Below are 25,430 nucleotides of genomic sequence, written 5' to 3'. Positions count from 1 at the left end.
CCCCTATTGGCCATGCAAGCCCGCCCGCATGTGCTGATCGCGGCCATTTCGGCCCGTGCCCTGACGCAACTGGCCGTCGTGGCGGGTTATCGCGTCACGGTCATCGATGCCTATGCCGATGAGGACACCTGTGCGCTGGTGGAGCAGGTGCTGACCGTTAGCTGCGACGAACGTGGTTTTGAGGCAGCTGCTTTTGCAGCGGCGCTCACGCAACTGGATACCTCCAGCATGACCGGCATGGTGTATGGCAGTGGCTTTGAAGCCAGGCCAGAAGTGCTGGAACTGGCTCAGGCATTCTTAGCCGTGCTGGGCAATGGCGCCGATGTGGTGCGTCGCTGCAAACAGCCGCAACATTTCTTCCCTCTGTTGCAAACACTGGATCTGCCTTATCCGGCGACGCGTTTGCCGGAGGCTGGTCAGGAGGGCTGGTCTACCATCAAGCCCGCTGCTGGCGATGCCTGGTTGTACAAGCGTGGCGGCGGCTGTGGCGGCCTGCATGTGCAGCCGGCCGATAAGGTGTCGAGCATGGCAGATGATGCTTATCTGCAGCGCAAGCTAGCGGGCAGGACACTGTCGCTGCTGTTCGTAGCCGATGGCCATGACATGCAGCCGGTGGGGGTGCATGCGCAATGGTGGTCGCCCGGCACACATGCGCCTTACCGTTATGGTGGCGCGGTCAGTCTCAACCAGGAACGGCCTGCCTGCTATCCGGCCTTGTTGCAAGCGGCTCAAACGCTGACGCGTGCATTGGGTTTGCGTGGCCTGAACGGCATCGATGTGATCGAGCATGGCCCGCTAGCGGCTGAGTTGGAGACGGGGTCCGGTGCGTTCCCTCAACGCCAGGCTGAGGCAGGCTTCCATCTGCTGGAACTGAACCCGCGCCCGACCGCGACAGTGACGTTGTATCCCGCGCAGCCAGGTCAGTCTGATCTGTTCAGCTTGCACATGGCGGCCTGTCAGGGTGTGCTGCTGACAGCGCCGTCATGCAGCGCGGTACATGCACACGCTGTTGTTTATGCCGTGCATGCCGTTACAATCCCTGCGGGGTTGCACTGGCCGCCCTGGGTCAGTGATATCCCGTCGGCGGGTAGTTGCATCGCTACGGATAGCCCGCTGTGCAGTGTCCATGCCAGCGCTGACGATGCGGCCGCCGCCCACGCGCTGGTGCAGCAGCAGCTTGCCGAGATGCAGGCATGGCTGCATCTCGGCTTGAGTGTTGCAAACGATAACAATAACGATACGGAACATGACTAGAGAGGAGCCCCACATGAATGCCGCCAACCCGCCTGAGGGTGCATCACCCAGCGTCAACGCGCTGACTGCACCCTTGTTGAACCGCCTGCTGGCCGAAGCCCACAGTTTGCGGCTGGGGGTGAGCCGCCTGCCTTCCGGCGCGACGCTGATCGATGCGGGTATCCAGCATGCGGGTGGCCTGGAGGCCGGGCGCCTGATCGCCGAGATCTGCATGGGCGGCTTGGGACATGTCAGCCTGCAGGCCGGTGGCCCGTTCAGTCACTGGCCCTGGCAGCTGGCGGTACACAGCCGTAACCCGGTACTGGCTTGTCTGGGCAGCCAATATGCAGGCTGGAGCCTGGCGCATGAGAAATTCTTTGCGCTCGGTTCCGGCCCGGCGCGGGCTTTGGCTGGCCGTGAAGCGCTGTTCAAGGAGCTGGATTACCATGATAGTGCCGATGCGGCCTGTCTGGTGCTGGAGAGCGATAAAGCCCCGCCGCCCGAAGTGGTGGCCAAGGTGGCACGCGACACGGGAGTCGCGGCCGACAAGCTCACCTTCATACTCACGCCCACACGCAGTCTGGCCGGTACGGTGCAGATCGTGGCGCGGGTGCTGGAAGTCGCCATGCACAAGCTGCATGCGCTGCATTTTCCCCTGGCTGATGTGGTGGACGGCATGGCCAGCGCGCCCGTGCCGCCGCCATCGCCGGATTTTCTGACCGGCATGGGCCGCACCAATGACGCCATCCTGTTTGGTGGCCATGCCCATCTGTTCGTGAACGGCAGCGACGCTGACGCGCAAGCCTTGGCGCAGGCCTTGCCCAGCAGCGCATCGCGTGACTACGGCCGCCCGTTTGCCGAGGTGTTCAAGGCGGTGAACATGGATTTCTACCAGATCGACCCCATGCTGTTCAGCCCGGCTGCGGTGACCGTCACCGCCATGCAGTCCGGCAACAGCTATTTCGCTGGCCGGCTGGACGCGACCTTGCTGGATCAATCCTTCGGTTATTCCGCCCGTTGACACGCCGCATCGCCATCTTCACCGACGAGCCGGGCTGGCACGGGCAGCAGTTGCAGCAGGCATTCGCCAGCCGTAGTGTGCAGGCGCTGTTCGTGTCACTGCAACAGTGTGCGTTCGCGCTGCACCAGCAGCAGCCTGAACCAATGCCATGGGTACAGATCCCGGGATTTGAACAGTCGCTGCCAGACGGTGTGTTCGTGCGTGGCGTCAGCGGTGGCAGTCTGCAGCAGGTGATCATGCGCCTTGATGTGCTGCATGCGCTGAAGCTGCTCGGCGTGCCGGTCTACAATGACGGGCGTGCCATCGAGCGCACAGTGGACAAAGCCATGACCAGCCTGCTGTTGCAGCTGCATGCGCTGCCCAGCCCGCCGACCTGGGTGTGTGAATCACGCTGGCAGGCGGCTGAGTTACTCAAGGCAGAACACGCCGCCGGCCATGCGCTGGTGCTCAAGCCCTTGTTCGGCTCGCAGGGCAAGGGCGTGCAACGCCTGTTGCCAGGCAGTGCCTTGCCGGTGCCCATGCTGCCTGAAGTGGATGGCCTGTATTACCTGCAGCGCTATATCGATAGCGGAGCAGGGCGCTGGCACGATTACCGCGTGTTCGTGATCGGTCAGCGTGTGCTGGCCTGCATGCGCCGTCATGGGCAGGACTGGGTCAACAATGTGGCAGTGGGCGGCCGCTGTGAGCTGGTGGAAGGCGATGTTGAACTGGAAGCGCTGGCGCTGGCCGCTGCGCGCGCAGTGGATATCGCCTACTGTGGCGTGGACATCATCCGCGACCTGCACGGCCAATGTCATGTGCTGGAAGTGAATAGCATCCCGGCCTGGCGCGGCCTGCAATCCGTGGCCAGGCAGGACATCGCGCTGGCCCTGGTCGACGATTTTGTTGCGCAGCTGGCATGACGGGGATGGACCGCGATCCCGTGGATGACAGCGCACTGGCGCTAGGGCTGGCTGCGGCGTTCAAATACGCATGTCTGGCCGAACTGGAGGCATTGAAGCCCGGTAATGTGCATATCTTTGCCGATGGACACGGCATGACGGTGCAGCATTTTTTGCGCAGTGCCGACGTGGCCGCCCCGGCTATCTGCACGCCTGCTGCCAGTGTGGGCCAGCGCATCCTGCTGGCCACGCAAGCTACCATCAACGAGGTGGGCTGCAACACCAATCTGGGCATCCTGTTGCTGGCCGCCCCCATGCTGCAGGCGGCGCAACAGGCGGGTGGTCAGTTCGGCATGGCGCAGTTGCAAGCGGTGTTGCAGGGGCTGACCGTGGCGGATGCGCAGGCGGCGTATGCCGCCATCCGCCTTGCCAATCCGGCTGGACTGGGGCAGAGCGGGCAACACGATGTGCATCAGGACGTGCAGGTGAGCTTGCTGGTGGCGATGCAGGAAGCGGCCGTGCGTGACCGTATCGCCTGGCAGTATGCACATGCTTATGCGGACATTGTCGCCGCGCTGGATTATTACCGGCAGTGCCAGCAGCGCTGGCAGCGGCCGGCCTGGGCGGTCAGTGCGGTATATCTGCGTTTTCTGGCGACCCTGGCAGATAGCCATGTAGCACGCAAATATGGTGCGGACCGGGCCGAGCAACTGCGTGCGGAAGCGCTGCCCCACTGGCAAGCGCTGGAACACAGCGACAACCCGAAAACCCTGCAAGGCCCATTATTGGCTTTCGACCGCGCGCTGAAGCTGCGGCAACTCAATCCCGGAACCAGTGCAGACCTCACGGTGGCAACCTTGCTACTTGGTCGTTTGACTGGCTAGAACACCGCTGGTGGACGTTGCCGCACATGCAGCAGGCGCGGGGCGCTTAATGATTTTTGTGGTTTGGTCTGGCTCACCCAATGCTGCATATTGGACACCACGATCACCTCGGCCACTTTGGCAGCACAGAAGATGGTCACCAGCAGCATCACTGTCATCATTATGATGCGCTTCCAGTGCACAGCTGAGGGTCTGCTTTGGCGTCTGGCAGCAGCGGCTGTGCCTGGCGTGAGTGTGGTGCTGTTTGAAGCGATGTCGGCTGGTTTGCCGTCGGCAGGCTGTAGTCGGGTATGCAGTGCACGCGCTCGTTTGTGCAGCAGGCGCGCGCTGAGGCTGGTGGGCGGGAGCGTTGTCGTTCTCATGATGTTGGCTTTCATCAGGCCTGGTGCGGCCATGCGGAGCAGTGTTTGCAGTGCCGGATACGCGGCGCATGTGGATGGGAACACTATAACGATCAGCAAGCCGGGCTGATGCAAGGATCAGAGGGCGCTTTGTGCTTTAGTCCCGGCTTTAAAGCGCAGCATGCACAGGCCGCTTTTGTCTGTGTGGTGATCAGGAAACAATCAGCAAAAATGAAAAAATGAGTTCAAACTGTCACATTGTCGTAGTAATATCCCACTTCTAACGATTTTCATTATGTAGGTGCGCTCGCATCTGCACCCCAAAACAGTAGTGAAAAAAATTTCGGCATTCATTTAGCGCATCTCTAGGAGGAGCAATATGGCAAATTTGTTGGATCAATTGAAAGGCATGACCACCATCGTCGCGGATACTGGCGACGTTGAGGCGATCAAGAGCGTAAAGCCTGTGGACGCGACTACCAACCCGTCCCTGCTGCTGAAGGCAAGCACCATCCCTCAATACGCCCCGCTGATCGATGAAGCCATCGCTTATGCCAAGGCTCAAGGCGGCAGCAAGGAAGTTCAGATCGAGAACGCGGCTGACAAACTGGCTGTGCTGATCGGTATCGAGATCTCCAAGGTTGTGCCAGGCCGTATCTCCACCGAAGTGGACGCACGTCTGTCCTTCAACATCGACAAGATGGTGGCCAAGGGCCGCAAGCTGATCAAGCTGTACGAAGAAGCCGGTGTAGGCAAAGACCGTGTGCTGATCAAGCTGGCATCCACCTGGGAAGGCATCAAGGCCGGCGAGCAACTGGAAAAAGAAGGCATCCAGTGCAACCTGACCCTGCTGTTCGGTTTCGGTCAGGCACGTGCCTGTGCTGAAGCTGGCGTATTCCTGATCTCCCCATTCGTTGGCCGTATCCTGGACTGGTACAAGGCCAAGAACCCAGGTACCGAATACACCCAGGAAACCGATCCTGGCGTGGTTTCTGTACGCAAGATCTACGCATTCTACAAAGAGCACGGCTTCAAGACCGTGGTCATGGGCGCTTCCTTCCGCAACACCGGTGAACTGATCGCGCTGGCTGGTTGCGACCGCCTCACCGTATCGCCTAACCTGCTGCAAGACCTGGCGGCGACCGAAGGCACGCTGGTGCGTGTACTGAACGACGAAGGTGCGAAGTCTGCGCCTCCAGCCAAGCTGACCGAAGAAGAATTCCGCTTCCAGCTCAACGAAGATGCCATGGCAACCGAGAAATTGTCCGAAGGCATCCGTGGTTTCGTGGCTGACCAAATCAAGTTGGAAAAAGCTCTGGCAGAAAAGCTTTAATTCTGCCGTTCGGATGTCGCGTCAGTGATTGACGTTGACATCCGGCCGTCTCGGCCTATACCATCTAGGCCGGATTTTTAGTAAACCCGTTCTAACCTGTAACTCTAAAATTGGAGAAAGCATAATGGCATTAACTCAAATGGCACTGGATTCCTTGGATTTCGACGCAACTGTTGCGCTGGCTGAAAAAGTTGCTCCACACGTGGACATCCTGGAAATCGGTACCCCATGCATCAAGCATAACGGTATCAAGCTGCTGGAAACCCTGCGTGCTAAGTTCCCAAACAACCAAATCCTGGTTGACCTGAAGACCATGGACGCTGGTTTCTACGAAGCTGAGCCATTCTACAAGGCCGGTGCTGACATCTGTACCGTTCTGGGTACCGCTGACCTGGGCACCATCAAGGGTGTGATCGATGTTGCCAACAAGTACGGCAAAGCTGCTCAAGTTGACCTGATCAACGTAGCTGACAAAGCCACCCGCACTCAAGAAGCGGTCAAGCTGGGCGCGCACATCATCGGCGTGCACACCGGTCTGGACCAACAAGCCGCTGGCGGCACCCCATTCACCGACCTGGCACTGATCGCCAGCCTGAACACCGGCGTGAAGATCTCGGTTGCTGGCGGCGTTAAGGCTGGTACCACCGCTCAAGTTCGTGACGCTGGTGCTTCCATCATCGTGGCTGGTGCTGCTATCTACGGTGCTGCTGACCCAGCTGCTGCTGCTGCTGAAATCACCGCAATCGCTCACGCTTAATTGCGAATTAAATTCCAGGGATTTAACCCGTTCAGGAATTTAGTGCAGTGATGAAAAAATCCCGACCCAGCGATGCGTCGGGATTTTTTTTGAATCAGCCTCTTCTTTGCTTCATTCGTTCTAAAGGACAACACTATGGACCATCAAAAATTTATTCTGGATAAGCTGGCAGGCATCCTGGACGTCACTGACAAGAGCAAGACCACCGAGCTGCTGGCGCTGGTTGAAGCGGCTGGCCGTACCTTCATCGGCGGTGCAGGCCGTTCCCTGCTGGTGTCGCGTTTCTTCGCGATGCGTCTGGTGCACGCTGGCTACAACGTCAGCATGATAGGCGAAGTCGTCACGCCGGCCATCAAGGCAGGTGACCTGCTGATCCTGGTCTCTGGCTCCGGTGGTACCGAAACCCTGCTGCCATTCGTCAAGAAGGCCAAGTCTGTCGGTGCCAAGCTGGTGGTGATCTCCATGAAGAAGTCCTCGGCAATGGCCGACGTGGCTGACCTGGTGATTCAGGTCGGTCAGGACGACAGCTTCCCGCTGACCAAGGGCATGCCCATGGGTTCGCAGTTCGAACTGTCCACCCTGATCTTCCTGGAAGGTGCCATTTCCGAGCTGATCCACGCCAAGGGTCTGACCGAAGAAGGTATGCGCGCGATCCACGCCAACCTGGAGTAATACCGCTATTCCCTTGCTTGCAAGGGGCATGGGCGATGTAAGGAGTGTGCCTGCCGGTGCACTCCTTTTTTATTTTTCGAGCCAGTTGTTTTTGATGGAACGCAAGCGTTTGATTGAACCTGATGGACTTTATTTCTTGTTCCACTGTCTCAAGTTATACCAGCCAGTGCCGTTCACTACAGAGTATTCCATGCTGCTGTAGCGTGACGGAGACCTGGCGGGGAAGTTGCTGAACCAGTGCTGCTGCAACCCTGCGGCCTGGGTCGACAAAGTGCTCCGGTCTTCATCACCAGCAGAAGCCGGGTAACCGTAGTGGCAGCCTGTGTCGTGATCCGTCCGGGCGGCCTTAACAGCAATGTAGAGGAGAGCATCATGGGCATCGTAGAAAGAATAGGCGAATTCATTTCCCCGGGCAGTGAAGAAGACGTCGCTGTCATGCAGGTCAGCAAGAAACCGGTGATCGACCGGGTGCTGGTCGGCGAGGCGTTGGTGATCGAGGATATGGACCTCAAAAACGTGGCGCACATCGACCTCATCATCGGGCCGCGTGGCAGTGCAGCAGAAGATGCCTTCTGCCGTACCCTGACCGACCAGAAAGAAGGCGTGAACGGCCTGCTGGCCATCGTGGCGCCCAATATGATGGTCAAGCCGGCCACGGTCATGTTCAACAAAGTCACCATCAAGGATGGTCGTCAGGCTGTGCAGATGTTCGGGCCGGCACAGCGTGGCATTGCCATGGCCATCATGGACAGTGTGGCAGAAGGCGTGATCCCCCAGGACGAAGCGGACGATGTGTTCATCTGTGTGGGCGTGTTCATCGACCATAAAGCGGATGACGACCGCAAGATCCAGGAATGGAACTACCGGGCCACGCGTCAGGCGCTGCGCAGTGCCGTGTTGCGTGAACCCAAGGTCGCCGATCTGCTCAAGCATTACAAGGGCTCGGCGCATCCGTTCCAGGCCAAGTGACACGCGCTGACCGGCTAGTCTGGCCGACGGTCTGTATTTAGCAACTGCTGCAGTGCCTGGGTGCTGAGGCTGCCATCATGCAGGGCGCTGGCGACCAGCGCCCCGGCAAGCCCCTGTGCCTGCAGGCGCTGCAAATCATGCAGGTTGCGCACCCCGCCAGCCGCATACAGTTGCTGCTGTGGGGCTTGCTTTTGCAGTTGATCCAACAGCGCCAAGTCCGGCCCGGCGCTACTGCCCACACGCGCCAGCGTCATGGCGATCAGCTGTTGCGGCCAGTGCGCTGGCTGCTGCAGTTCAGGTGGCCCGCAGAAACGGGTTGCCGATATCGCATCGGCAAGCTCATCAGCACTCTTATCAGGAACCTCATCAGCTACAAAGTCCAGCGACAGCACAGCCTGTTGCGGCAGGCTGGTTTGCAAGGCTTGCCAGCTTTTTAGGCTTTCCAGATTCTCACTGCCTGCCACACAACGCACACCCGCCAGCTGCCAGGCCTGCCAGTCACTGGCACAGCGTATGCCCGCATCCACCCATAATTCAAGCGCAGGAAACTGCGCCCGGATCGTCTCCACCAGCGCACGCTGATGGCCGCGTTGCTGGATCGCATCCAGATCGGCGATGTAGAGGCGGGGGAATGGATATAATCGCAACAGGTGATCGATGATCTGCAGTGCATCGCTACCAGTGCAGAGCTCGGACCGCATGGCCTGATAGCGCTGCCGTTGTCCACGGCGTGCATGCACCACCTCGCCATCGCGCAAGTCGATGACCGGGATCACTTCAAATTGACGCCGGACGCTAGCCATTGAAACTCTTTGTATGTGAATTCATCAGTGCCGGCGGATTATACCGCGCGGTATTGCCAGCCACGCTGCGCGCCGAGGGCGAGCGCATGCGTGATGCGCTCTTGCACGACTTGCTGGCGCTGCATGACGAAGCTGATTGCAGGTCCGGGCATGGCCGTTTGCAACTGTTCACCACCTTGGACCCACGTTGCACAGTGCCCACCATCCCGTTCGACACCATCCCGCCGGATGCCGATGTCTGGCAATGCTGGCAGCAGGCTATCGCCGCTGCGGATGCAGTGTGGCTGATCGCCCCGGAGTCGGATGGCAGCCTGTTGCGCCTGACGGAACTGGTTGAACAGCAGGGCAAGCGCCTGCTGGGCTGCCCGGCGGCAGGGGTGCGCCTGGCAACCAGCAAGCGACAAACCTGGCAGCGTCTGCAACAAGCCGGTATCGCGGCGATCCCTACCTTGACCTGGGCGCAGTTCGAGCCTGGACGGTATACGGCCGTGGTGGCCAAGCCCGACGATGGTGCTGGCTGCGAGGACAGCGCCTGTTTCGATGACCACAGGCAGCTCACGCGCTGGATGCAGGGGCGCGAGCACAGCCATGTGCTGCAACCTTATCAGCCTGGACTAGCGGCCAGCATGAGCTTGCTGTGTCGTGCCGGGCGCGCCTGGCTGTTAAGCTGCAACTGGCAAAAGATCAGCCTGCATAGCGATGTGGCGGCTTATCGCCGATTTCATTATCGCGGCAGTGTGGTCAATGGCGCGGCTGCTCATTGGGATGTGTTCGACGCTCTGGCTCAGCGTATCGCACAGGCCATGCCGGAACTTGGTGGCTACATAGGCGTCGATGTCATCGTGGCTGACGACGACGTGTGGGTGGTGGAGATCAATCCGCGCCTCACCACCTCGTATGCCGGTCTGCATCAGGCCATGGGGTGCAATCCCGCCGGGCTGCTGCTGGACTTCACTTATAATGATGACTTCCTCTTTCCCGACATCAAGCGCCATCCCGTGGACATCTCCCTGTATGACTGACCGTTTGCCTATCCTGGCCTGGGATGTGGGCGGTGCGCATCTGAAGGCCGTCTTGCTGAATGAGGCAGGCGAGGTGCAGGCGGTGGTGCAACTGCCTTGCCCCTTGTGGCGTGGTATACAGCAGCTGCAAAGTGCCCGTGCTGGCGTGTTGAATCAGCTGCAGTTGCAGGACCATGATGTGCAGCATGCCGTGACCATGACCGGCGAACTGGCGGATGCCTTTGCTGACCGCGCTAGCGGGGTTGCGGCCATCGTGACCGAGATGCAGCGCGGCGGTCAGGTGTGCTTCTACGCCGGCGAGCAATGGCTGCAGGCCGGGCAGGCGGTGGCTCAGCCCCTGCAGCTGGCCTCGGCCAACTGGAACGCGAGCGCCACCTGGCTGGCGGCGCAAGTGGACCAGGCATTGCTGGTGGATATCGGCAGCACGACCAGTGACCTGATACCGCTGGCGGGTGGGCGGGTGGTTTGCCGTGGACATGACGATGCCAGCCGCCTGCAGTGCAGCGAGCTGGTCTACAGCGGTGTGGTGCGCACGCCTTTGATGGCCTTGGCCCAGCGCGTGCCATTCGCCGGAGAATGGACCACGCTCGCGGCCGAGCATTTTGCCACCAGTGCCGATATCTACCGTTTGCTGGGCCAGTTGGCCGCTGAGGACGATCAGGCCGACACGGCGGATGGGCGCAGCAAAAGTGTGGCACATAGCCGTCAGCGTCTGGCACGCATGCTGGGTCAGGACGATGCCGATGCCAGCCCGGCGGCCTGGCTGCAGCTGGCGCAAGCCTTGCGGCAGGCGCAGCTGGATCAGCTGATACAAGCCGCGCTGCGTGTGCTTTCACGCCTGGAGGTTGCGCCGGAGGCGCCGCTGATCAGCGCAGGGGTGGGCCGCTTTCTGGTACCTGCGCTTGCAGCTGCACTGGGGCGGCCTTGTCATGACGCAGCAGAATATATCGTGGCGCAGGCGGGTGATCCGGCGCTACGCCTGGCGGCCAGCAAGGCCTTGCCTGCCTATGCCGTGGCGCAGCTCTATTTTTCACAGGCCGGCCAAACGCGGCTGGGCAGCACAGCAGACGGTGGGAGCCAGCCATGAGCCTGCATCGTCACGCCTTACCCTATTGCCAGGATGCGGCCCGGCAGTTCGCAGCCATCGCAGCCCAACCCTGGGCCATCTATCTGGATAGTGGTCAGCCTGGCAGTCAGTATGGCCATTACGATATCCTGGTGGCAGAGCCTTTCCTGACGCTGGTGACGGATGGCACTGCAACCACGCTAACCGACCGCAACGGCCAGCGCATCTCCAGTGACGACCCGTTCACCCTGCTGCGTGATGCGCTTGCGCCATACGCCCAGCCTGCACAGGCACTGCCGTTCACAGGCGGCGCCATCGGTTATTTCAGCTACGATCTGGCGCGGCGTATGGAACAACTGCCAGAACTGGCCGTGGATGGGGAACACATCCCGCAGATGATGGTGGGCGTTTACGACTGGGCGCTGGTGGTGGATCACCGGCTCAAGCAGTGCTGGCTGGTCTCGCATCAGCTCCATCCCGCTACAGCGCAGCGCTGGCCAGCTTTGTGTGCCATGTTCGAAGCGGCCGCTGCCCAGCCAGCACCGCCGCCAGCACCGTTCCAGCTCACCACGCCGGTGCAGTCCAACCTGGATGCAGCTGCCTATGCAGTGGCTTTCGAACGTATCCAGCGTTACATCCATGACGGTGATTGTTATCAGGTCAATCTGGCGCAGCGTTTCAGTGCGCAGGCGCAAGGTGATCCCTGGGCGGCCTATCTGCATCTACGTCAGATCAGCCCGGCGCCGTTCATGGCGTATATGCACCTGCCGGGCTTACAGGTGTTGTCTGCGTCTCCCGAGCGTTTCCTGCAGGTGCGCGGCCGCCATGTGGAGACACGCCCCATCAAGGGTACCCGCCCACGCGCTGCCGACCATTTGCAGGACCAGCGCAACGCCGACGAGCTGTCGGCCAGCCTCAAGGACCGTGCCGAGAACGTCATGATCGTGGATCTGCTGCGTAACGACATCGGCAAGACCTGCGCGCTGGGCTCGGTGCGCGCCGAGCGTCTGTTCGCGCTGGAAAGCTTTGCCAATGTGCATCATCTGGTCAGCACGGTGACCGGTACCTTGTCCGAGGGGATGACGGCACTGGAGCTGTTACGTGGCTGTTTTCCGGGCGGCTCCATTACCGGGGCGCCCAAGCTGCGCTCCATGGAGATCATCGAAGAACTGGAGCCGCACCGGCGCGGCCTGTACTGCGGGGCCATCGCTTACATCGGCTTCGATGGCAATATGGACAGCAATATCGCCATCCGCACTGCCGTGTATTCGCATGGCGAGATACGCTTCTGGGCGGGCGGCGGCATCGTCGCCGACTCCGAGATGCAGCGTGAATACAGCGAAACCTGGGATAAAGCGGCGGCCATGTTGCAATTGATGCGTCATTTCAGCCCTGATCCCGATATGCCCGGTAAAGATCACCTGCAGGCTGCTTATCCCGTCGGCCAGGACGCTAGCCCATGTGGGTGATCAAGCTGGGCGGCAGCTTGCTCGCAAGCGCTGAGGGCAGGCAGGCTTTGCGTGCCTGGTTGGCGCTGATCGTGGAGCAGGCCGATGGTCAGGTGATCATCGTGCCAGGTGGCGGCCTGTTCGCTGATGCCGTGCGCACTGCCCAGCAACAGAGTGGCTGTGACGATGTCACGGCGCATCGCCTGGCCTTGCTGGCCATGGACCAGTACGGCATGTTGCTGGCTGGCCTGGCACCGGGGCTGGTGACGGCACAGAGTGAGTTGGAGATCGCTGAACGCAGTTGGCAGCACCGGCCCATGGTGTGGCTGCCCAGCCGCATGTTGCTGGCAGACCGGCACATCGCCGCCAGCTGGGATGTCACCTCGGACAGTCTGGCGGCCTGGCTGGCCGCCAAGCTCGGCGCCAGCCATTTGTTACTGGTGAAATCGGTGCGTCCTGCAGGCGCACGCATGTGCGTCGAGGCGCTGGTCAGCAGCGGGCTGGTGGATGCCAGCTTTGCCGACTATATCCAGCAACCGGCTTCTGCGTCTTTCTTTTCCACCTGGCTGCTGGGGCCGCAGGATCATCTGCTGTTCAGTAGCGGGTTCGTCGCAGCGCATCTGCAACAGGGTGCACTAGCAGTCGAAGCATCCACCAACGTACCGGAGGCGATATGAGTGAACGTGTTTACAGTGAGCAGGAAGTCAACCAGTACCTGGCCGCCAGTCTGCCGCACTGGGCGCTGGAGAACGGCTGGATACGCCGCAAGTACAAGACCAGTGGCTGGAAAGCCACCTTGATGGTGGTGAACACGGTGGGGCATCTGGCCGAAGCGGCCTGGCATCACCCGGACCTCACCGTCAGTTACGCCTTTGTCATCGTCAAGCTATGCACGCACAGCGCCAAAGGCATCACCGACAAGGATTTCGAGCTGGCGGCCAAGATCGAGACCGTGATCCAGTGGCAGCCGGGAACTGAGGGTGGGGCGCTGGAAGGCACGCCGAACGAGGATGCGCGCTTCAAATACATCAAGTACGACTGAAACCGGCTTGAATGCCGGGCTGGTGTCGTGGCATCTGGCTGACTCGGTGCTTGTTTGAGCGGGTGTCTGGCTGTGCAGATGCCTAACCGAGCAGATGTGCCTAGCTGAGTAATAGCGCTGCGATGACGTCGCGGCCTTCGGCCATGAGGATGTTGTAGGTGCGGCAGGCCGCTGGTGTGGCCATGCATTCCACGCTGATACCGGCGGCAGTGAGACTCTGCGTCAGTTTGGGGTGGATGAAGCGGTGCTGTGCGCCTGTGCCCAGCAATACCAGTTCCGGCTTGAGTGCCGCGATACGTTCAAAGTCGGCTGCGCTGAGGCTGTTGAAGTCCCTGGTCTGCCAGTCTTCATGCACTTGCACGGGCTGTACCAGCAGGCTGTGCGTAAACCGGATGCGGTTGACTTCGATCCAGTCAGCGCCATAGCCGGTGATGAGTTGCTGGCCTGCGGCCTGAGTCAGATGTAGTTTCATTGCGATAGGCCGGCAGACCGGCATTCATTGCTTGAGAGGGCGATGAAATGTAAGATAACACACTTTTTTGCAGGCTTACGCTGCCGCGATCGTGACCATGGAACCCATACGCAAATCCTCCAAACTCAGTAACGTGTGCTACGACATTCGTGGTCCGGTACTGGCGCGCGCGCGACAGATGGAGGAAGAAGGCCAGCGCATCATCAAGCTGAACATCGGCAACCCGGCGCCGTTCGGTTTTGCTGCGCCCGAGGAGATCCTGCAGGACGTGATCCGCAATATGGATCAGGCCTCCGGCTATACCGATTCCAAAGGGTTGTTCGCCGCGCGCAAAGCCATCATGCACTACACGCAGCAGAAGAACATCGCTGATGTGACCATCGATGACATCATCATCGGCAACGGCGTGTCCGAGCTGATCGTGATGGCCATGCAGGCGCTGCTCAACAATGGCGACCAGATCCTGGTGCCCATGCCTGATTATCCGCTGTGGACCGCCGCCGTGACCCTGGCGGGTGGCACGCCGCGTCACTATGTGTGTGACGAGCAGTCCGGCTGGCTGCCTGACCTCAAGGACATCGAAGCCAAGATCACCGCCAATACACGCGGCATCGTCATCATCAACCCGAACAACCCGACCGGCGCGCTGTATCCGCGCGAGACGCTGGAAGGCATCATCGAGATCGCCCGTCACCACAAGCTGGTGGTGTTCGCTGACGAGATCTATGACAAGGTGCTGTACGACGGCAACACCCATACCTCCATCGCCTCGCTGGCCGATGACGTGCTGTTCGTGACCTTCAATGGCTTGTCCAAGAACTACCGCACCTGCGGCTACCGTGCGGGCTGGCTGGTGGTGTCGGGCGAGAAGAAACACGCCACTGACTACATCGAAGGCCTCAACATGCTGGCCTCGATGCGTTTGTGCGCCAACGTGCCGGGGCAGTTGGCCATCCAGACCGCGCTGGGTGGCTATCAAAGCATCAACGATCTGGTGGCACCTTCTGGCCGTCTGTGCAAGCAACGTGACCTGGCTTACAAGCTGCTCACCGAGATCCCGGGTGTGAGCTGTACCAAACCGGCCGCAGCGATGTACCTGTTCCCCAAGCTGGACCCTGCCATCTATCCTATCCGGGACGATCAGCAATTTATCCTGGATCTGTTGCTGGAGGAGAAGGTGTTGCTGGTGCAGGGCACGGGCTTCAACTGGAAGACGCCGGATCATTTCCGTGTGGTGTTCCTGCCCAATGTGGATGACCTCACCGAGGCCATAGGCCGTATCGCCAGATTCCTCGAAAACTATCGAAAACGACATGGAGCAAAGGCGTGAAACGTGAATAATGCTGTGAAAGGTGAAACATGAAAAGTGAAACGTAGACCCGCACATCTGGGTTTTACATTTCACTTTTCATGTTTCACTTTTCACGGATTTTCTTCACATTTCACGTTTCACAGCATTTATGAAGCAAATCAATGTAGGCCTGTTAGGCATAGGCACCGTCGGTGGTGGCACATTCAATGTGCTGATGCGCAATCAGCAGGAGATCGCGGGTCGTGCCGGCCACCCCATCGTCATCACCAGGGTGGCGGACCGCAATCTGGAGCTGGCGCGTCAGGTGACAGCAGGTCAGGTGACATTGACGGACGATGCGTTCAGCGTGGTCAACGACCCGGACATCGACGTGGTGGTGGAGTTGATCGGTGGCTACGGCATCGCCAAGGAGCTGGTGCTGACGGCGATCCGTAACGGCAAGCATGTGGTCACCGCCAACAAGGCGCTGATCGCCCTGCATGGCAACGAGATCTTCGCTGCGGCACGCGAGCAGGGTGTGATCGTGGCATTCGAAGCCGCTGTTGCAGGCGGCATCCCCATCATCAAGGCCTTGCGTGAAGGCCTGGCGGCCAACCGTATCGAGTGGATCGCGGGCATCATCAACGGCACCACCAACTTCATCCTGACCGAGATGCGCGAAAAAGGCCTGGCTTTTGCCGATGTGCTGGGTGAGGCCCAGCGGCTGGGTTATGCGGAAGCTGACCCGACCTTCGACGTGGAAGGCATCGATGCGGCGCACAAACTGATGATCCTGGCGGCCATCGGCTTTGGCATGCCGATGAAATTCGATCAGGCCTACACCGAAGGCATCACCAGGCTGGAAAGCAAGGACATCCGTTATGCCGAGGAGCTGGGCTATCGCGTCAAGCTGCTGGGCATCACCAAACGCTGCGAAGCCGGTGTGGAACTGCGCGTGCACCCCACCCTGATCCCGGAGAAGCGTCTGGTCGCCAACGTCAACGGTGCCATGAACGCCGTGCTGGTCAAGGGTGACGCCGTCGGCCCCACCCTGTATTACGGTGCCGGTGCCGGTGCCGAACCTACCGCCAGCGCCGTCATCGCCGACCTCGTGGATGTGGCGCGCATGATGACGACCGAGGTGGCAGCGCGTGTGCCTTACCTCGGCTTCCAGTCCGGCCAGATCGTGGATTTGGCTGTCCTGTCCATCAGCGAGATCAGCAGCGCCTACTACCTGCGTCTGCGCGTCTCCGACAAGCCGGGCGTGCTGGCCGAAGTGACGCGCATCCTGGGGGATCGTGCCATCTCCATCGATGCCATGATGCAGAAAGAGCCGGCCGAGGGCGAAGATCAGGCAGACATCGTCATCCTGACCCACACCACGGTCGAAAAGAACATGGACATGGCGATTGCGGCCATCGAAGCCTTGTCTGCCATCGAGGGCAAGGTGACACGTATCCGCATGGAAGAACTGGGTCGCTAAGCGCTACGTTCTCATCCGGCTGGTCGTTTGCAAACCCCTAAGTCGTGCGGATGACCCGTTTGGGGCATGGAGGATAAACCTCAGGCGTCATTCCGGCGCAAGCCGGAATCCATCACCATGACGGCATGAAACAACCATGCGTCTATATACTCGCAAGCAAGTTGAATGGCACACTCTACGTTGGTGTGACTTCGGATCTGATGCGGCGCATATGGGCACACAAACACGATTTAATTGACGGTTTCAGCAAGAAATATGCAGTACACGATCTGGTATGGTATGAGCAGCACCAAGAAATGCGGACTGCCATCCAGCGTGAGAAGCACATCAAGTCCTGGAAGCGTGCCTGGAAAATCGAGCTTATCGAGCAGCTCAATCCAGCATGGTCCGACCTATATAACGACCTGCTATGAATGGATTCCAGCTTGCGCTGGAATGACGGCTTAAAGTATGAAATATATCAGCACACGTGGTAATTCACCGGCACTGAGTTTCACCGAGATCCTGCTCGGCGGCCTGGCCCCGGATGGCGGCTTGTATCTGCCTGAGCACTATCCGCAGTTCAGCGATGCTGATCTGAACGCCATGCGCGCCATGTCCTACGCTGACCTGGCGTACACCATCCTGTCGCGCCTGATCGACGATATCCCGGCTGGCGACCTGCGTGCCATCGTCGACAAGACCTACACCGCCGAGGTATATCGTCATGTACGTGCCGGTCAGAACGCCGACGACATCACGCCTGTGCTCAAGCTGGAGGAGGATTTCTACCTGCTGTCGCTCTCCAATGGCCCTACGCTGGCATTCAAGGACATGGCGATGCAGTTGCTCGGCAACCTGTTCGAATACGTGCTGGCCAAAAAAGGCCAGACCACCAATATCCTTGGTGCCACCTCGGGCGACACCGGTTCGGCGGCGGAATATGCCATGCGCGGCAAGCAGGGTATCCGGGTGTTCATGTTGTCACCACATCAGAAGATGAGCCGTTTCCAGACCGCGCAGATGTTCTCGCTGCAGGATGCCAATATCCACAACATCGCCGTCAAAGGCGTGTTCGATGACGCACAGGACATGGTCAAGGCGGTCTCCAATGACCATCATTTCAAGGCCAGACACAAGATCGGTGCCGTCAATTCGATCAACTGGGCGCGCGTCGCCGCGCAGATCGTCTATTACTTCAAGGGCTATTTCGCAGTCACGCATGACAACCGCCAGCAGGTCAGTTTTGCCGTGCCCTCCGGTAACTTCGGTAATGTGTGCGCCGGTCATGTGGCCCGCATGATGGGGCTGCCCGTCGCCAAGCTGGTGGTGGCCACCAACGAGAACGATGTGCTGGATGAATTCTTCCGCACCGGCGTGTACCGCCCGCGTGGCTCTGCCAACACCTACCATACCTCCAGTCCGTCCATGGACATCAGCAAGGCTTCCAACTTCGAGCGCTTCGTGTTCGACCTGCTGGACCGTGACGGCGCCAAGCTGCGTAGTCTATGGGCCAGTGTGGATGCTGGTGGCGCCTTCGATCTCAATCAGGACGGTCATTTTGCCAAGGTACCGGCGTTTGGCTTCGTGTCCGGCTCCAGCAATCACGCGCAGCGCATGACCACCATCCGTCAGGTGCATGCAGATTATGGCGTCACCATCGACACGCATACCGCAGACGGAGTGAAGGTCGCACAGCAATACCGCGAACCCGGTGTGCCCATGGTGGTGCTGGAAACAGCGCTGGCGGCCAAGTTCGAGGACGCCATCGTGGAAGCATTGGGCAGCGCGCCTGAGCGTCCGGCCGATCTGGTCGGGCTGGAGTCACTGCCACAACGCTTCGTGGTGATGGAGCCGGATGTGGATGGCATCAAGCAATTCATCAGCGAGCATATTTAAACTAGCTATTTAAACTTTAGACGGCATCGCTAAACGGGATAATCAACACCATGCAAACCTATCTCGATCTGGTGCGCCATGTGCTGGCGCATGGCCATAAGAAGGAAGACCGTACCGGCACGGGTACCCTGTCGGTGTTCGGCTACCAGATGCGCTATGACCTGGCGCAGGGTTTTCCGCTGCTCACCACCAAGAAAGTGCACCTCAAATCCATCATCCATGAGCTGTTGTGGTTCCTGCAAGGCAGCACCAACATCGCTTACCTGAAGCAGCATGGCGTGCGTATCTGGGATGAGTGGGCGGACGAGCAGGGCAATCTGGGCCCGGTGTATGGCTATCAATGGCGCAACTGGCCCAAGCCAGACGGCACGCACATCGACCAGATCAGCCAGGTGGTGCAGCAGATCAAGCGCAACCCGGATTCACGGCGCCTCATCGTATCGGCCTGGAACGTGGCCGATGTGGATCAGATGAAGCTACCGCCTTGTCATGCCTTCTTCCAGTTCTACGTGGCGGATGGCAAGTTATCCTGCCAGCTCTACCAGCGTAGCGCGGATATCTTCCTGGGCGTGCCATTCAACATCGCCTCCTACGCCTTGCTGACCATGATGATCGCGCAGGTGTGCGGCCTCAAGCTGGGTGATTTTGTGCACACGCTGGGCGATGCCCACATCTACCTGAATCACCTGGAGCAGGTCAACGAGCAACTGACACGCACCCCCCGCGCATTGCCGGTCATGCACATCAACCCCGCAGTCACCAGCATCTTCGATTTCAAGTTCGAGGATTTCACGCTGGAACAGTACGACCCATACCCCGCCATCAAGGGCGCTGTCGCCGTTTGATACTTTTGGGGTGTGGTGGTTGTAATTAACCATATTTGTTGCTGACAGCCAGGGCTCATTCGGCCGTCACTTCGTCTGCATGTCCATACAGGCTTGATTTTTAATCGATAACGGCTGAATCCGTCTGTTTGGTACGCAGCTTGCTAGCCACATAGGCAGAAGACCCGATCGTCTCCCATGCTATCAACGTTCTCCCCAGATCAAGGCGGCTCCAGCTGCCTTTCTGATAGCCAGGAAACCATCGGGTTTTCACTTATGGTTGTTTATAACCACCATTTTGGTTTTTAACAGCCACTTCATGCGACGGCTAGCCCGGTCCTCAGTTTCCCAGCAAGCTTAATTCACTGATTAACATAGTGAAAAAATCCCCCATTCGGGTAGTAACCACCTAGCACGACTTTTGCAGTTGTCAGGCCCTAACTCAGAGGTTAATAAAAATGACGGGGATTGGGCGGAGTATTCTTGGATTATCACGTGTTGGACTGGTCGTACTGGTGTTGATGTTGATCGGCGTTCCTGCCACCGCCATGTCGGCAGGAACGGACGGCGGCCGTATCGAGATCACGCGCGGTCACAACAAGCTGCTGGAGATCGAAGAGGGTATTGCCACGGTCGCGATAGGCAGTCCCGGTATCGCTACTTCCCTGGTGGTACGTCCCAACACCCTGATGCTGAACGGAGTGGGGGTAGGCACAACCTCGCTCACTTTGTTTACTACCAGCGGCAAGGTGCGTCATTACATGCTCACCGTGGGCCCGGATCTGGTTTCCCTGCGCATGCATCTGCAGCGCCTGGACCCGCGCATCACCGTGGCGACAGACCCTAACGGGGACGCCATCGTGCTGGGCGGCACAGCACGTTCAGTGGAGTTGGTCGATCTCGCCGTGGAGGCGGCCACCAAGTTCGTTGGTTCGATCACGATTGCCACCAGCAAAACCAGCAATACGCCCCAACCGATTGCCGGTGCTGGTACGGCAGCTTCGCCTACGCCTACGCCAGTGGTAACAGAAACCGTGGCATCACCGGCTGAGCTAAAAGTGGTGAATCTGATCCTGGTGCAAGACAGCCTGCTTAGCATGGACCAGCGCCTGGAGCGCCTGCTGAAAGAGATCGATACCCGTATCGAAGTGGAGAAGCTGAACAGTGCCTTTTTGTTGAAAGGCAAGGTGAGGAATCCCAGCGCGCTGGCGCGCGCGATTGCCGTGGCGGACCGCTTTGTGAATGGCGGTGCTGACCCCGATGTTTCGGTCATCACTGACAAAGGCGGCGTGCTGACGGGTAATACCGATGAGGTGCAACGTCAGGCACTGGGCCCCGCCAATCTCTTGAATAACCGTGCGCAGGGCGGAAATGCGCCGGGCTCTGCCCCGGTGGTTCGTGATAACTCCGAGCCACGTACCTTCGGTCGCGGTGGTGCTGGTGGACAAGGTGCCAATGGCGGCCAGCAAGGCTTTCGTCAGCCATTCAATCTGTCGTTGCCGCTGATGCAGGAGAACGGCAACATCGCGCGTAACATCGGCCGTGGTGATGTCGTCACCGCGGCAAACGGCAAGGTGGTCAGTCTGCTGAAAGTGGACGCACTGGCGCGCGTGGAAGTGCAGATGCGCATCGTGACGGTGGACAGGGGCAAGACCCGTGACCTGGGCATAGACTGGAGTCTCAATGGCGGACGCGTCCAGCTCAATACCGGTGCAGCTGCGGCCAACAACGAAGTGATCCAGTCCTTGGCAGCCAGCTCAGCCACAGGCTCCATCAGTTCCTTGTCGATCACCTCCTTCCTGCGTGCTGCAGAAGACCTGGGCGCGGCAGAGACCTTGTATGAGCCGCTGGTGTCTGCGGTCAGTGGCGAAACGGCCAGCTTCCTGCTGGGTGGGACGGTGCCACTCTATACCGAAGAGTTCGAGGCCGTTGGTGGTGTGATCGGTGGTATCGGTACCCGTACCCGCACGCTGGAATATGCCGAATTCGGCCTGCGTTATTTTGTGCGCCCCACCGTGCTGGAAGACGGGCGCATCTCCACTGTGCTGGATCAATCCATCTCTGCGCCGGATTACAACATCGCAGGCGGTACCTTCAGGGACAGTCTGGGTAACCCCATCCCGGCATTCACGCGCCGCGCAGTCAGCACGCTGACCGAATCCAAAGATGGCGAGACCTGGGCCATTGCCGGGCTGGTGGATCAGCGCGATGTACGTAACCTGTCCAAGGTACCGTTCCTGTCCACCATCCCCATCATCGGCCGTCTGTTTCAGCGTCAGGTGGATGACAGGTCACGTTCTGAACTGTTCATCATGGTCACGGCGCGCACGGTGCAATCCAACGAGGTGCAGGATGAAGCGGTGCCGGTCATCGCGCCTGAGCTTAAGCCCGTGGAGATACTGCCGATACGGCGTGATGCGTTCGACATCAACGAGGACGAGACCGAGCCCAGAGATGAGCCGGGTGATGAATACAGCGATGAGCCCAGGCAAGAGCCCAGAGTAGCGCCAGCCCCAGCGGCGATCCCGCGTATACAAGCTCCGCCTGAGTATCCGCGCTCACCTGCACGGCCCGTGCCGGTAACGCCAGTACCTGCAAACCCCAGGCCCATCGAGCTGAATGCCATCGAACCCCGGCCAGAGCCAGACAGGCCATTCAAACAGATCGCCCCTGACAATCTGGCCATGCTGCTGGCAGCGGCATCCACACAGGATTCCAGCCGACCGATGATGAAGACAACACCAAATTCAAGGCTGAAAGGCAAGTATTATGGCCATCCGTAAAAAACTGGTGTTGTTGATCGTCGCGGTATCGGTCCCCGTGTTCTTCCTGGCTACCTTCATGCAGAACTGGGGTGCCAGTGTGGCCGAAAAGAATCTGCAGGATGCCTCTACACAAGTGCGTATCGTCAAAAAACAATATGCCAGCGCGCAAGCCCATTGCCCCGCCATCATCAGGAAACTGCAGACCGGTCTGCCGGAATTGCAGCAGAAGAAATCCACGCCCAGTGTGATGCGTTCTTACTGGCTGATGGCCGATTGCCAAACGGCGATGCGTCGCCACAGCGATGCCGCCAACAGCTATGCGCAGCTGGTCATGCTGGAGCCACAGGCGGCTCGTTGGCACGGGCAGCGGGCCGAGTCCTTGCTGAATGCCGGCCGTCTCAGCGAAGCGGCTCGTGCCAGCCGTTTGTCAGTGCAGCTCAAGCCGGATGATTTCCGCTGGCGCCTGCAGGAAGCCCGCATCCTCAGCAAAATCGGTCGCTTTGACGCTGCTGTACATGCTTATGAAGTGGCGCTGAAGCTGGCCCCGCTGGAGCAGGTCAATGGTGTGGCAGATGAGTTCAATCAGCTGCAAAAAATGCTCGGTAATGCGGAGTACGATCTGCATGCACAGCAGTACGGCAGGATCTGATCATGCGCATCCTGATCATCAGTTCACAAAGTGATTTCCGTCAGCAGATGCAGGCGGCCTGTCTACGCTACACCAAAACGCTGGTCAGTCTGCGTACTGCAGAGTCTGTCGGGCAGGGGCTGGAGCTTGCGCATCAGTTCGAAGCGCAGGTGGTCTATATCGACCTCACCCGCAATATCGAGGCGGGTATCCTGGCCATCCAGCAGCTGAGTGGCGTGCCCAACCGCATGGTGGTGGTCAGCATAGACAAGCTGACCACCGAGTTCGTCACCCGCACCATCCGTGCTGGCGCGCGCGAAGTGCTGGTGCAGCCGGTCCAGGACGAGGATGTGCACCAGATCCTGGACAAGTTCGCCGCCATCAACAGCAATACGGTGGACGTGCAGCCGGCCAGAAACGGCAAGGTGGTGATCTGCTTCTCCAGCAAAGGCGGGGTAGGCAAGACCACCATGGCCTGCAACCTCGCGGTGATGCTGCAACAGCGTTTCGGCGGCAACCGCGTGGCACTCATCGATGCCAACACGCAAGCCCCCAACATCGCCCCCATGCTGGACTTGCGACCTACACGCTGGTTGCGCGATGCGGTGATGGAGTACCGCCGTCTCGATAACGAGATGCTGAATGAGTTGATGACAGTACACGAGGCTTCCGGCCTGCATGTGCTGGCACACAGTACCGATAATCCGCTGGGGCTGGATTTCTCCGAGGATCAGCTTTCCAAGATCCTGCTGGTGTCCAAAGGCAGTTATGACTGGACCGTGGTGGACACCTTCCCGCTGCTGTCCACGCTCAATCTTTCCATGATGGATCTGTCTGACCAGATCCTGCTGGTCACCGAGCCGGTGGTGCCCTCCTTGCGCAGCGCGCGCTACAACCTGGAGATGCTGCAAAAAGCCGGCTACGGCAAAGACCGTATCAAGGTCATCCTCAATCGCTTCAGTAATTTCCGGGGCAATGTATCACCGGAACTGGTGGCCGAGACACTGAACTGGCCGGTGAGCCATGTGGTGCCGTATGACGTGCATTCCACCATTGCGGCCAATAGCGGCCAGGCGCTGGTGAATATGTTCCCGGACAGCAATGTCACCTCTGCCGTGAGCCGCATGGTCGATGGTGTGACCGGCGTGCCTACGCCGCCCCCGCCACCAGAGGGCGTCGTCGAGAAGGCCTTGCGCCAATTCCGTAACTGGCTGGATCTTTGATGCAGGAAGATAACCCGGATTTCCGCTCCAGCCTGCGTTCGCAGGAGACGGCGCACCGCAATCTGCTGACCGAGCGCGTCATCGCGCTGAACCAATCCCTGGCGGTGGGCTCCGGCCTGGCCGCCAACCAGCAGGAAACGCAGCAATCTTCCGCCTCCACTTACGCGCAGATCCGCCACCGGCTGCATCGTGGCCTGCTGGAACTGCTGAACCCGCAGGCCGTGGGGGCGGCTTCCCTGCAGCAGATCCAGGCCGCAGTGGAAGAATATGTACTCAAAGCGCTGGAAGAAGAATCGCTGCCGCTTTCCCGGCCTGAGCGTAACCGTCTGGTGGAAGACCTCATGTACGAGGTGCTGGGGCTGGGGCCATTGTCACCGCTCATGACCGACGCCACGGTATCGGACATCCTGGTCAACGGCCCGCATCAGGTCTATGTGGAACGGCACGGTTTGCTGGAACCCACCGAGATCCACTTTCACGACAACGACCACTTGATGCTGACCATAGAACGCATCCTGTCGCGCGTGGGGCGGCGTGTGGACGAATCCTCGCCCATGGCCGATGCGCGTCTGGCGGATGGCAGCCGTGTGAACGTGATCATCCCGCCCCTGGCCGTCAAAGGCCCGACCATGTCGATCCGGCGCTTCATGCGCAACATCCTGGACATGCGCGAGCTGGTCGGCAGCGGGGCCATGACCGCCGAAGCGGCCGAGTTCCTCAAAGCCGCCGTATACGGGCAACTGAACATCATCATCTCGGGCGGTACCGGCTCGGGCAAGACTACCATGCTCAACTGCCTGTCGCAGCATGTGGGCGAGGGCGAGCGCGTGGTCACCATTGAAGATACGGCCGAACTGCAGCTTAACCACAAGCATCTGGTGCAGCTGGAAGCGCGGCCTTCCAATACCGAGGGGCGTGGTGCGGTCTCCATCCGTGATCTGGTGCGCAACAGCCTGCGTATGCGCCCGGACCGCATCATCGTCGGTGAAGTGCGCGGCGCCGAGGCCCTGGACATGCTGCAGGCCATGAATACCGGCCATGACGGCTCGTTGGCGACCTTGCACTCCAACAGCCCGCGTGACACCTTGTCGCGGCTGGAGACCATGATGCTGATGGCCGAGCTGGATCTGCCGCAACGCGTGCTGCGCGAGCAGATCGGTTCTGCGGTGCAGCTGATCGTGCATGTGAACCGCTACTCTACGGGTGAGCGCAAGGTGTCGCACATCTCCGAGATCGTGGGTACCGATAACGGCGTGATCCTGATGCAGGATATCTTCACCACGCGCCGTGAAGGCGAGCGCATGATGATGCGCGCCTGCGGCATCATCCCCAACGCATCCAATCTGCTCGCCGAGCGTGGCATCGAGCTGGATTCCACGCTGTTCAAGACCTGA

25 protein-coding genes are annotated in these 25,430 nt (G+C 59.7%); 22 read left to right on the top strand and 3 right to left on the bottom strand.

Going from position 1 to position 25,430, the window contains the following annotated elements; all coding sequences use genetic code 11:
- Positions 1–12 precede the first annotated feature (12 nt).
- The 4 genes from ED236_RS10915 to ED236_RS10900 are packed head-to-tail and all read left to right on the top strand — an operon-like array spanning position 13 to position 4,019.
- Positions 13–1,254 carry an ATP-grasp domain-containing protein gene (locus ED236_RS10915; protein ID WP_123238008.1) on the top strand — a complete coding sequence of 414 codons (1,242 nt, stop codon included), beginning with the start codon at positions 13–15 and terminating at the stop codon, positions 1,252–1,254.
- Between the two features lie 13 nt (positions 1,255–1,267).
- On the top strand, positions 1,268–2,254 hold the full coding sequence (gene mch / locus ED236_RS10910) for a methenyltetrahydromethanopterin cyclohydrolase (protein WP_123238007.1): 987 nt from the start codon (positions 1,268–1,270) through the stop codon (positions 2,252–2,254).
- Positions 2,251–3,156, top strand: coding sequence for an ATP-grasp domain-containing protein (locus ED236_RS10905; RefSeq protein ID WP_123238006.1), 906 nt, complete (start codon positions 2,251–2,253; stop codon positions 3,154–3,156). The genes mch and ED236_RS10905 overlap by 4 nt, the downstream gene beginning before the upstream one ends.
- A gap of 5 nt (positions 3,157–3,161) precedes the next feature.
- On the top strand, positions 3,162–4,019 hold the full coding sequence (locus ED236_RS10900) for a triphosphoribosyl-dephospho-CoA synthase (RefSeq protein ID WP_123238005.1): 858 nt from the start codon (positions 3,162–3,164) through the stop codon (positions 4,017–4,019).
- Here ED236_RS10900 and ED236_RS10895 read toward each other — a convergent pair.
- Positions 4,016–4,381 (bottom strand): hypothetical protein, encoded by a 366-nt coding sequence (locus tag ED236_RS10895; RefSeq protein ID WP_148042292.1) that lies wholly within the window; start codon positions 4,379–4,381, stop codon positions 4,016–4,018. The genes ED236_RS10900 and ED236_RS10895 overlap by 4 nt on opposite strands.
- Positions 4,382–4,739: 358 nt before the next feature.
- On the opposite strand from ED236_RS10895, the gene tal reads away from it, so the two are divergent.
- From tal to fae, 4 genes are all read left to right on the top strand, one after another.
- Positions 4,740–5,693, top strand: coding sequence for a transaldolase (gene tal / locus ED236_RS10890; protein ID WP_123238003.1), 954 nt, complete (start codon positions 4,740–4,742; stop codon positions 5,691–5,693).
- 124 nt (positions 5,694–5,817) lie between these two features.
- Positions 5,818–6,450: a 3-hexulose-6-phosphate synthase gene (gene hxlA, locus ED236_RS10885; RefSeq protein ID WP_123238002.1), complete on the top strand. Its 633-nt coding sequence runs from the start codon at positions 5,818–5,820 to the stop codon at positions 6,448–6,450.
- Positions 6,451–6,585: 135 nt separating this feature from the next.
- Positions 6,586–7,122: a 6-phospho-3-hexuloisomerase gene (hxlB, locus tag ED236_RS10880; protein WP_123238001.1), complete on the top strand. Its 537-nt coding sequence runs from the start codon at positions 6,586–6,588 to the stop codon at positions 7,120–7,122.
- Positions 7,123–7,557: 435 nt separating this feature from the next.
- Complete coding sequence (gene fae / locus ED236_RS10875) at positions 7,558–8,091, top strand: formaldehyde-activating enzyme (RefSeq protein WP_123238037.1); 534 nt, start codon at positions 7,558–7,560, stop codon at positions 8,089–8,091.
- Positions 8,092–8,105: 14 nt separating this feature from the next.
- On the opposite strand, the gene ED236_RS10870 is transcribed toward fae, so the two are convergent.
- On the bottom strand, positions 8,106–8,894 hold the full coding sequence (locus ED236_RS10870) for a HisA/HisF-related TIM barrel protein (protein ID WP_123238000.1): 789 nt from the start codon (positions 8,892–8,894) through the stop codon (positions 8,106–8,108).
- Here ED236_RS10870 and ED236_RS10865 point away from each other — a divergent pair.
- The 5 genes from ED236_RS10865 to ED236_RS10845 are packed head-to-tail and all read left to right on the top strand — an operon-like array spanning position 8,894 to position 13,472.
- Complete coding sequence (locus ED236_RS10865) at positions 8,894–9,916, top strand: ATP-grasp domain-containing protein (protein WP_123237999.1); 1,023 nt, start codon at positions 8,894–8,896, stop codon at positions 9,914–9,916. The genes ED236_RS10870 and ED236_RS10865 overlap by 1 nt on opposite strands.
- Positions 9,909–11,003, top strand: coding sequence for a hydantoinase/oxoprolinase family protein (locus ED236_RS10860; protein ID WP_123237998.1), 1,095 nt, complete (start codon positions 9,909–9,911; stop codon positions 11,001–11,003). Before ED236_RS10865 ends, ED236_RS10860 begins: the two co-directional genes overlap by 8 nt.
- A complete protein-coding gene (gene pabB / locus ED236_RS10855) occupies positions 11,000–12,451 on the top strand; it encodes an aminodeoxychorismate synthase component I (protein WP_193726099.1) in 1,452 nt (483 codons plus the stop codon). Before ED236_RS10860 ends, pabB begins: the two co-directional genes overlap by 4 nt.
- Positions 12,442–13,107, top strand: coding sequence for an amino acid kinase family protein (locus tag ED236_RS10850; RefSeq protein WP_123237997.1), 666 nt, complete (start codon positions 12,442–12,444; stop codon positions 13,105–13,107). Before pabB ends, ED236_RS10850 begins: the two co-directional genes overlap by 10 nt.
- Positions 13,104–13,472, top strand: a complete 369-nt coding sequence (locus tag ED236_RS10845; protein ID WP_123237996.1) for a 4a-hydroxytetrahydrobiopterin dehydratase — start codon at positions 13,104–13,106, stop codon at positions 13,470–13,472. The genes ED236_RS10850 and ED236_RS10845 overlap by 4 nt, the downstream gene beginning before the upstream one ends.
- Positions 13,473–13,572: 100 nt before the next feature.
- On the opposite strand, the gene ED236_RS10840 is transcribed toward ED236_RS10845, so the two are convergent.
- Positions 13,573–13,944 (bottom strand): Mth938-like domain-containing protein, encoded by a 372-nt coding sequence (locus tag ED236_RS10840; RefSeq protein ID WP_123237995.1) that lies wholly within the window; start codon positions 13,942–13,944, stop codon positions 13,573–13,575.
- Positions 13,945–14,041: 97 nt separating this feature from the next.
- On the opposite strand from ED236_RS10840, the gene ED236_RS10835 reads away from it, so the two are divergent.
- The 9 genes from ED236_RS10835 to ED236_RS10795 all read left to right on the top strand — a co-directional run bounded on the left by ED236_RS10835 (position 14,042) and on the right by ED236_RS10795 (position 25,430).
- Complete coding sequence (locus tag ED236_RS10835) at positions 14,042–15,274, top strand: pyridoxal phosphate-dependent aminotransferase (protein ID WP_123238035.1); 1,233 nt, start codon at positions 14,042–14,044, stop codon at positions 15,272–15,274.
- 130 nt (positions 15,275–15,404) lie between these two features.
- A complete protein-coding gene (locus tag ED236_RS10830) occupies positions 15,405–16,718 on the top strand; it encodes a homoserine dehydrogenase (protein WP_123237994.1) in 1,314 nt (437 codons plus the stop codon).
- A gap of 125 nt (positions 16,719–16,843) precedes the next feature.
- Positions 16,844–17,131: a GIY-YIG nuclease family protein gene (locus tag ED236_RS10825; RefSeq protein WP_123237993.1), complete on the top strand. Its 288-nt coding sequence runs from the start codon at positions 16,844–16,846 to the stop codon at positions 17,129–17,131.
- Positions 17,132–17,168: 37 nt separating this feature from the next.
- Positions 17,169–18,596 carry a threonine synthase gene (gene thrC, locus ED236_RS10820; RefSeq protein ID WP_123237992.1) on the top strand — a complete coding sequence of 476 codons (1,428 nt, stop codon included), beginning with the start codon at positions 17,169–17,171 and terminating at the stop codon, positions 18,594–18,596.
- Positions 18,597–18,646: 50 nt separating this feature from the next.
- Positions 18,647–19,441, top strand: a complete 795-nt coding sequence (locus ED236_RS10815) for a thymidylate synthase (protein ID WP_123237991.1) — start codon at positions 18,647–18,649, stop codon at positions 19,439–19,441.
- Positions 19,442–19,941: 500 nt separating this feature from the next.
- On the top strand, positions 19,942–22,203 hold the full coding sequence (locus tag ED236_RS10810; protein ID WP_162299617.1) for a pilus assembly protein N-terminal domain-containing protein: 2,262 nt from the start codon (positions 19,942–19,944) through the stop codon (positions 22,201–22,203).
- On the top strand, positions 22,190–22,834 hold the full coding sequence (locus ED236_RS10805) for a tetratricopeptide repeat protein (RefSeq protein ID WP_123237989.1): 645 nt from the start codon (positions 22,190–22,192) through the stop codon (positions 22,832–22,834). Before ED236_RS10810 ends, ED236_RS10805 begins: the two co-directional genes overlap by 14 nt.
- Before the next feature lie 2 nt (positions 22,835–22,836).
- Positions 22,837–24,036 carry a CpaE/TadZ family protein gene (locus tag ED236_RS10800; protein WP_123237988.1) on the top strand — a complete coding sequence of 400 codons (1,200 nt, stop codon included), beginning with the start codon at positions 22,837–22,839 and terminating at the stop codon, positions 24,034–24,036.
- Entirely contained in the window at positions 24,036–25,430 is a 1,395-nt protein-coding gene (locus ED236_RS10795; RefSeq protein ID WP_123237987.1) for a TadA family conjugal transfer-associated ATPase, read from the top strand. The genes ED236_RS10800 and ED236_RS10795 overlap by 1 nt, the downstream gene beginning before the upstream one ends.

This window comes from Pseudomethylobacillus aquaticus, from assembly GCF_003730115.1.
GTDB lineage: Bacteria > Pseudomonadota > Gammaproteobacteria > Burkholderiales > Methylophilaceae > Pseudomethylobacillus > Pseudomethylobacillus aquaticus.
This window is presented reverse-complemented; position numbering and strand designations above follow the sequence as displayed.

Excerpts from the sequence above, each read along its gene's own strand:
- ED236_RS10915 (WP_123238008.1), top strand. The coding sequence starts at position 13 with ATGCAAGCCCGCCCGCATGTGCTGATCGCGGCCATTTCGGCCCGTGCC.
- mch (WP_123238007.1), top strand. The coding sequence starts at position 1,268 with ATGAATGCCGCCAACCCGCCTGAGGGTGCATCACCCAGCGTCAACGCG.
- ED236_RS10900 (WP_123238005.1), top strand. The coding sequence starts at position 3,162 with ATGGACCGCGATCCCGTGGATGACAGCGCACTGGCGCTAGGGCTGGCT.
- ED236_RS10895 (WP_148042292.1), bottom strand. The coding sequence starts at position 4,381 with ATGAGAACGACAACGCTCCCGCCCACCAGCCTCAGCGCGCGCCTGCTG.
- tal (WP_123238003.1), top strand. The coding sequence starts at position 4,740 with ATGGCAAATTTGTTGGATCAATTGAAAGGCATGACCACCATCGTCGCG.
- hxlA (WP_123238002.1), top strand. The coding sequence starts at position 5,818 with ATGGCATTAACTCAAATGGCACTGGATTCCTTGGATTTCGACGCAACT.
- hxlB (WP_123238001.1), top strand. The coding sequence starts at position 6,586 with ATGGACCATCAAAAATTTATTCTGGATAAGCTGGCAGGCATCCTGGAC.
- fae (WP_123238037.1), top strand. The coding sequence starts at position 7,558 with ATGCAGGTCAGCAAGAAACCGGTGATCGACCGGGTGCTGGTCGGCGAG.
- ED236_RS10870 (WP_123238000.1), bottom strand. The coding sequence starts at position 8,894 with ATGGCTAGCGTCCGGCGTCAATTTGAAGTGATCCCGGTCATCGACTTG.
- ED236_RS10860 (WP_123237998.1), top strand. The coding sequence starts at position 9,909 with ATGACTGACCGTTTGCCTATCCTGGCCTGGGATGTGGGCGGTGCGCAT.
- pabB (WP_193726099.1), top strand. The coding sequence starts at position 11,000 with ATGAGCCTGCATCGTCACGCCTTACCCTATTGCCAGGATGCGGCCCGG.
- ED236_RS10850 (WP_123237997.1), top strand. The coding sequence starts at position 12,442 with ATGTGGGTGATCAAGCTGGGCGGCAGCTTGCTCGCAAGCGCTGAGGGC.
- ED236_RS10845 (WP_123237996.1), top strand. The coding sequence starts at position 13,104 with ATGAGTGAACGTGTTTACAGTGAGCAGGAAGTCAACCAGTACCTGGCC.
- ED236_RS10840 (WP_123237995.1), bottom strand. The coding sequence starts at position 13,944 with ATGAAACTACATCTGACTCAGGCCGCAGGCCAGCAACTCATCACCGGC.
- ED236_RS10835 (WP_123238035.1), top strand. The coding sequence starts at position 14,042 with ATGGAACCCATACGCAAATCCTCCAAACTCAGTAACGTGTGCTACGAC.
- ED236_RS10830 (WP_123237994.1), top strand. The coding sequence starts at position 15,405 with ATGAAGCAAATCAATGTAGGCCTGTTAGGCATAGGCACCGTCGGTGGT.
- ED236_RS10825 (WP_123237993.1), top strand. The coding sequence starts at position 16,844 with ATGAAACAACCATGCGTCTATATACTCGCAAGCAAGTTGAATGGCACA.
- thrC (WP_123237992.1), top strand. The coding sequence starts at position 17,169 with ATGAAATATATCAGCACACGTGGTAATTCACCGGCACTGAGTTTCACC.
- ED236_RS10815 (WP_123237991.1), top strand. The coding sequence starts at position 18,647 with ATGCAAACCTATCTCGATCTGGTGCGCCATGTGCTGGCGCATGGCCAT.
- ED236_RS10810 (WP_162299617.1), top strand. The coding sequence starts at position 19,942 with ATGTTGATCGGCGTTCCTGCCACCGCCATGTCGGCAGGAACGGACGGC.
- ED236_RS10805 (WP_123237989.1), top strand. The coding sequence starts at position 22,190 with ATGGCCATCCGTAAAAAACTGGTGTTGTTGATCGTCGCGGTATCGGTC.
- ED236_RS10800 (WP_123237988.1), top strand. The coding sequence starts at position 22,837 with ATGCGCATCCTGATCATCAGTTCACAAAGTGATTTCCGTCAGCAGATG.
- ED236_RS10795 (WP_123237987.1), top strand. The coding sequence starts at position 24,036 with ATGCAGGAAGATAACCCGGATTTCCGCTCCAGCCTGCGTTCGCAGGAG.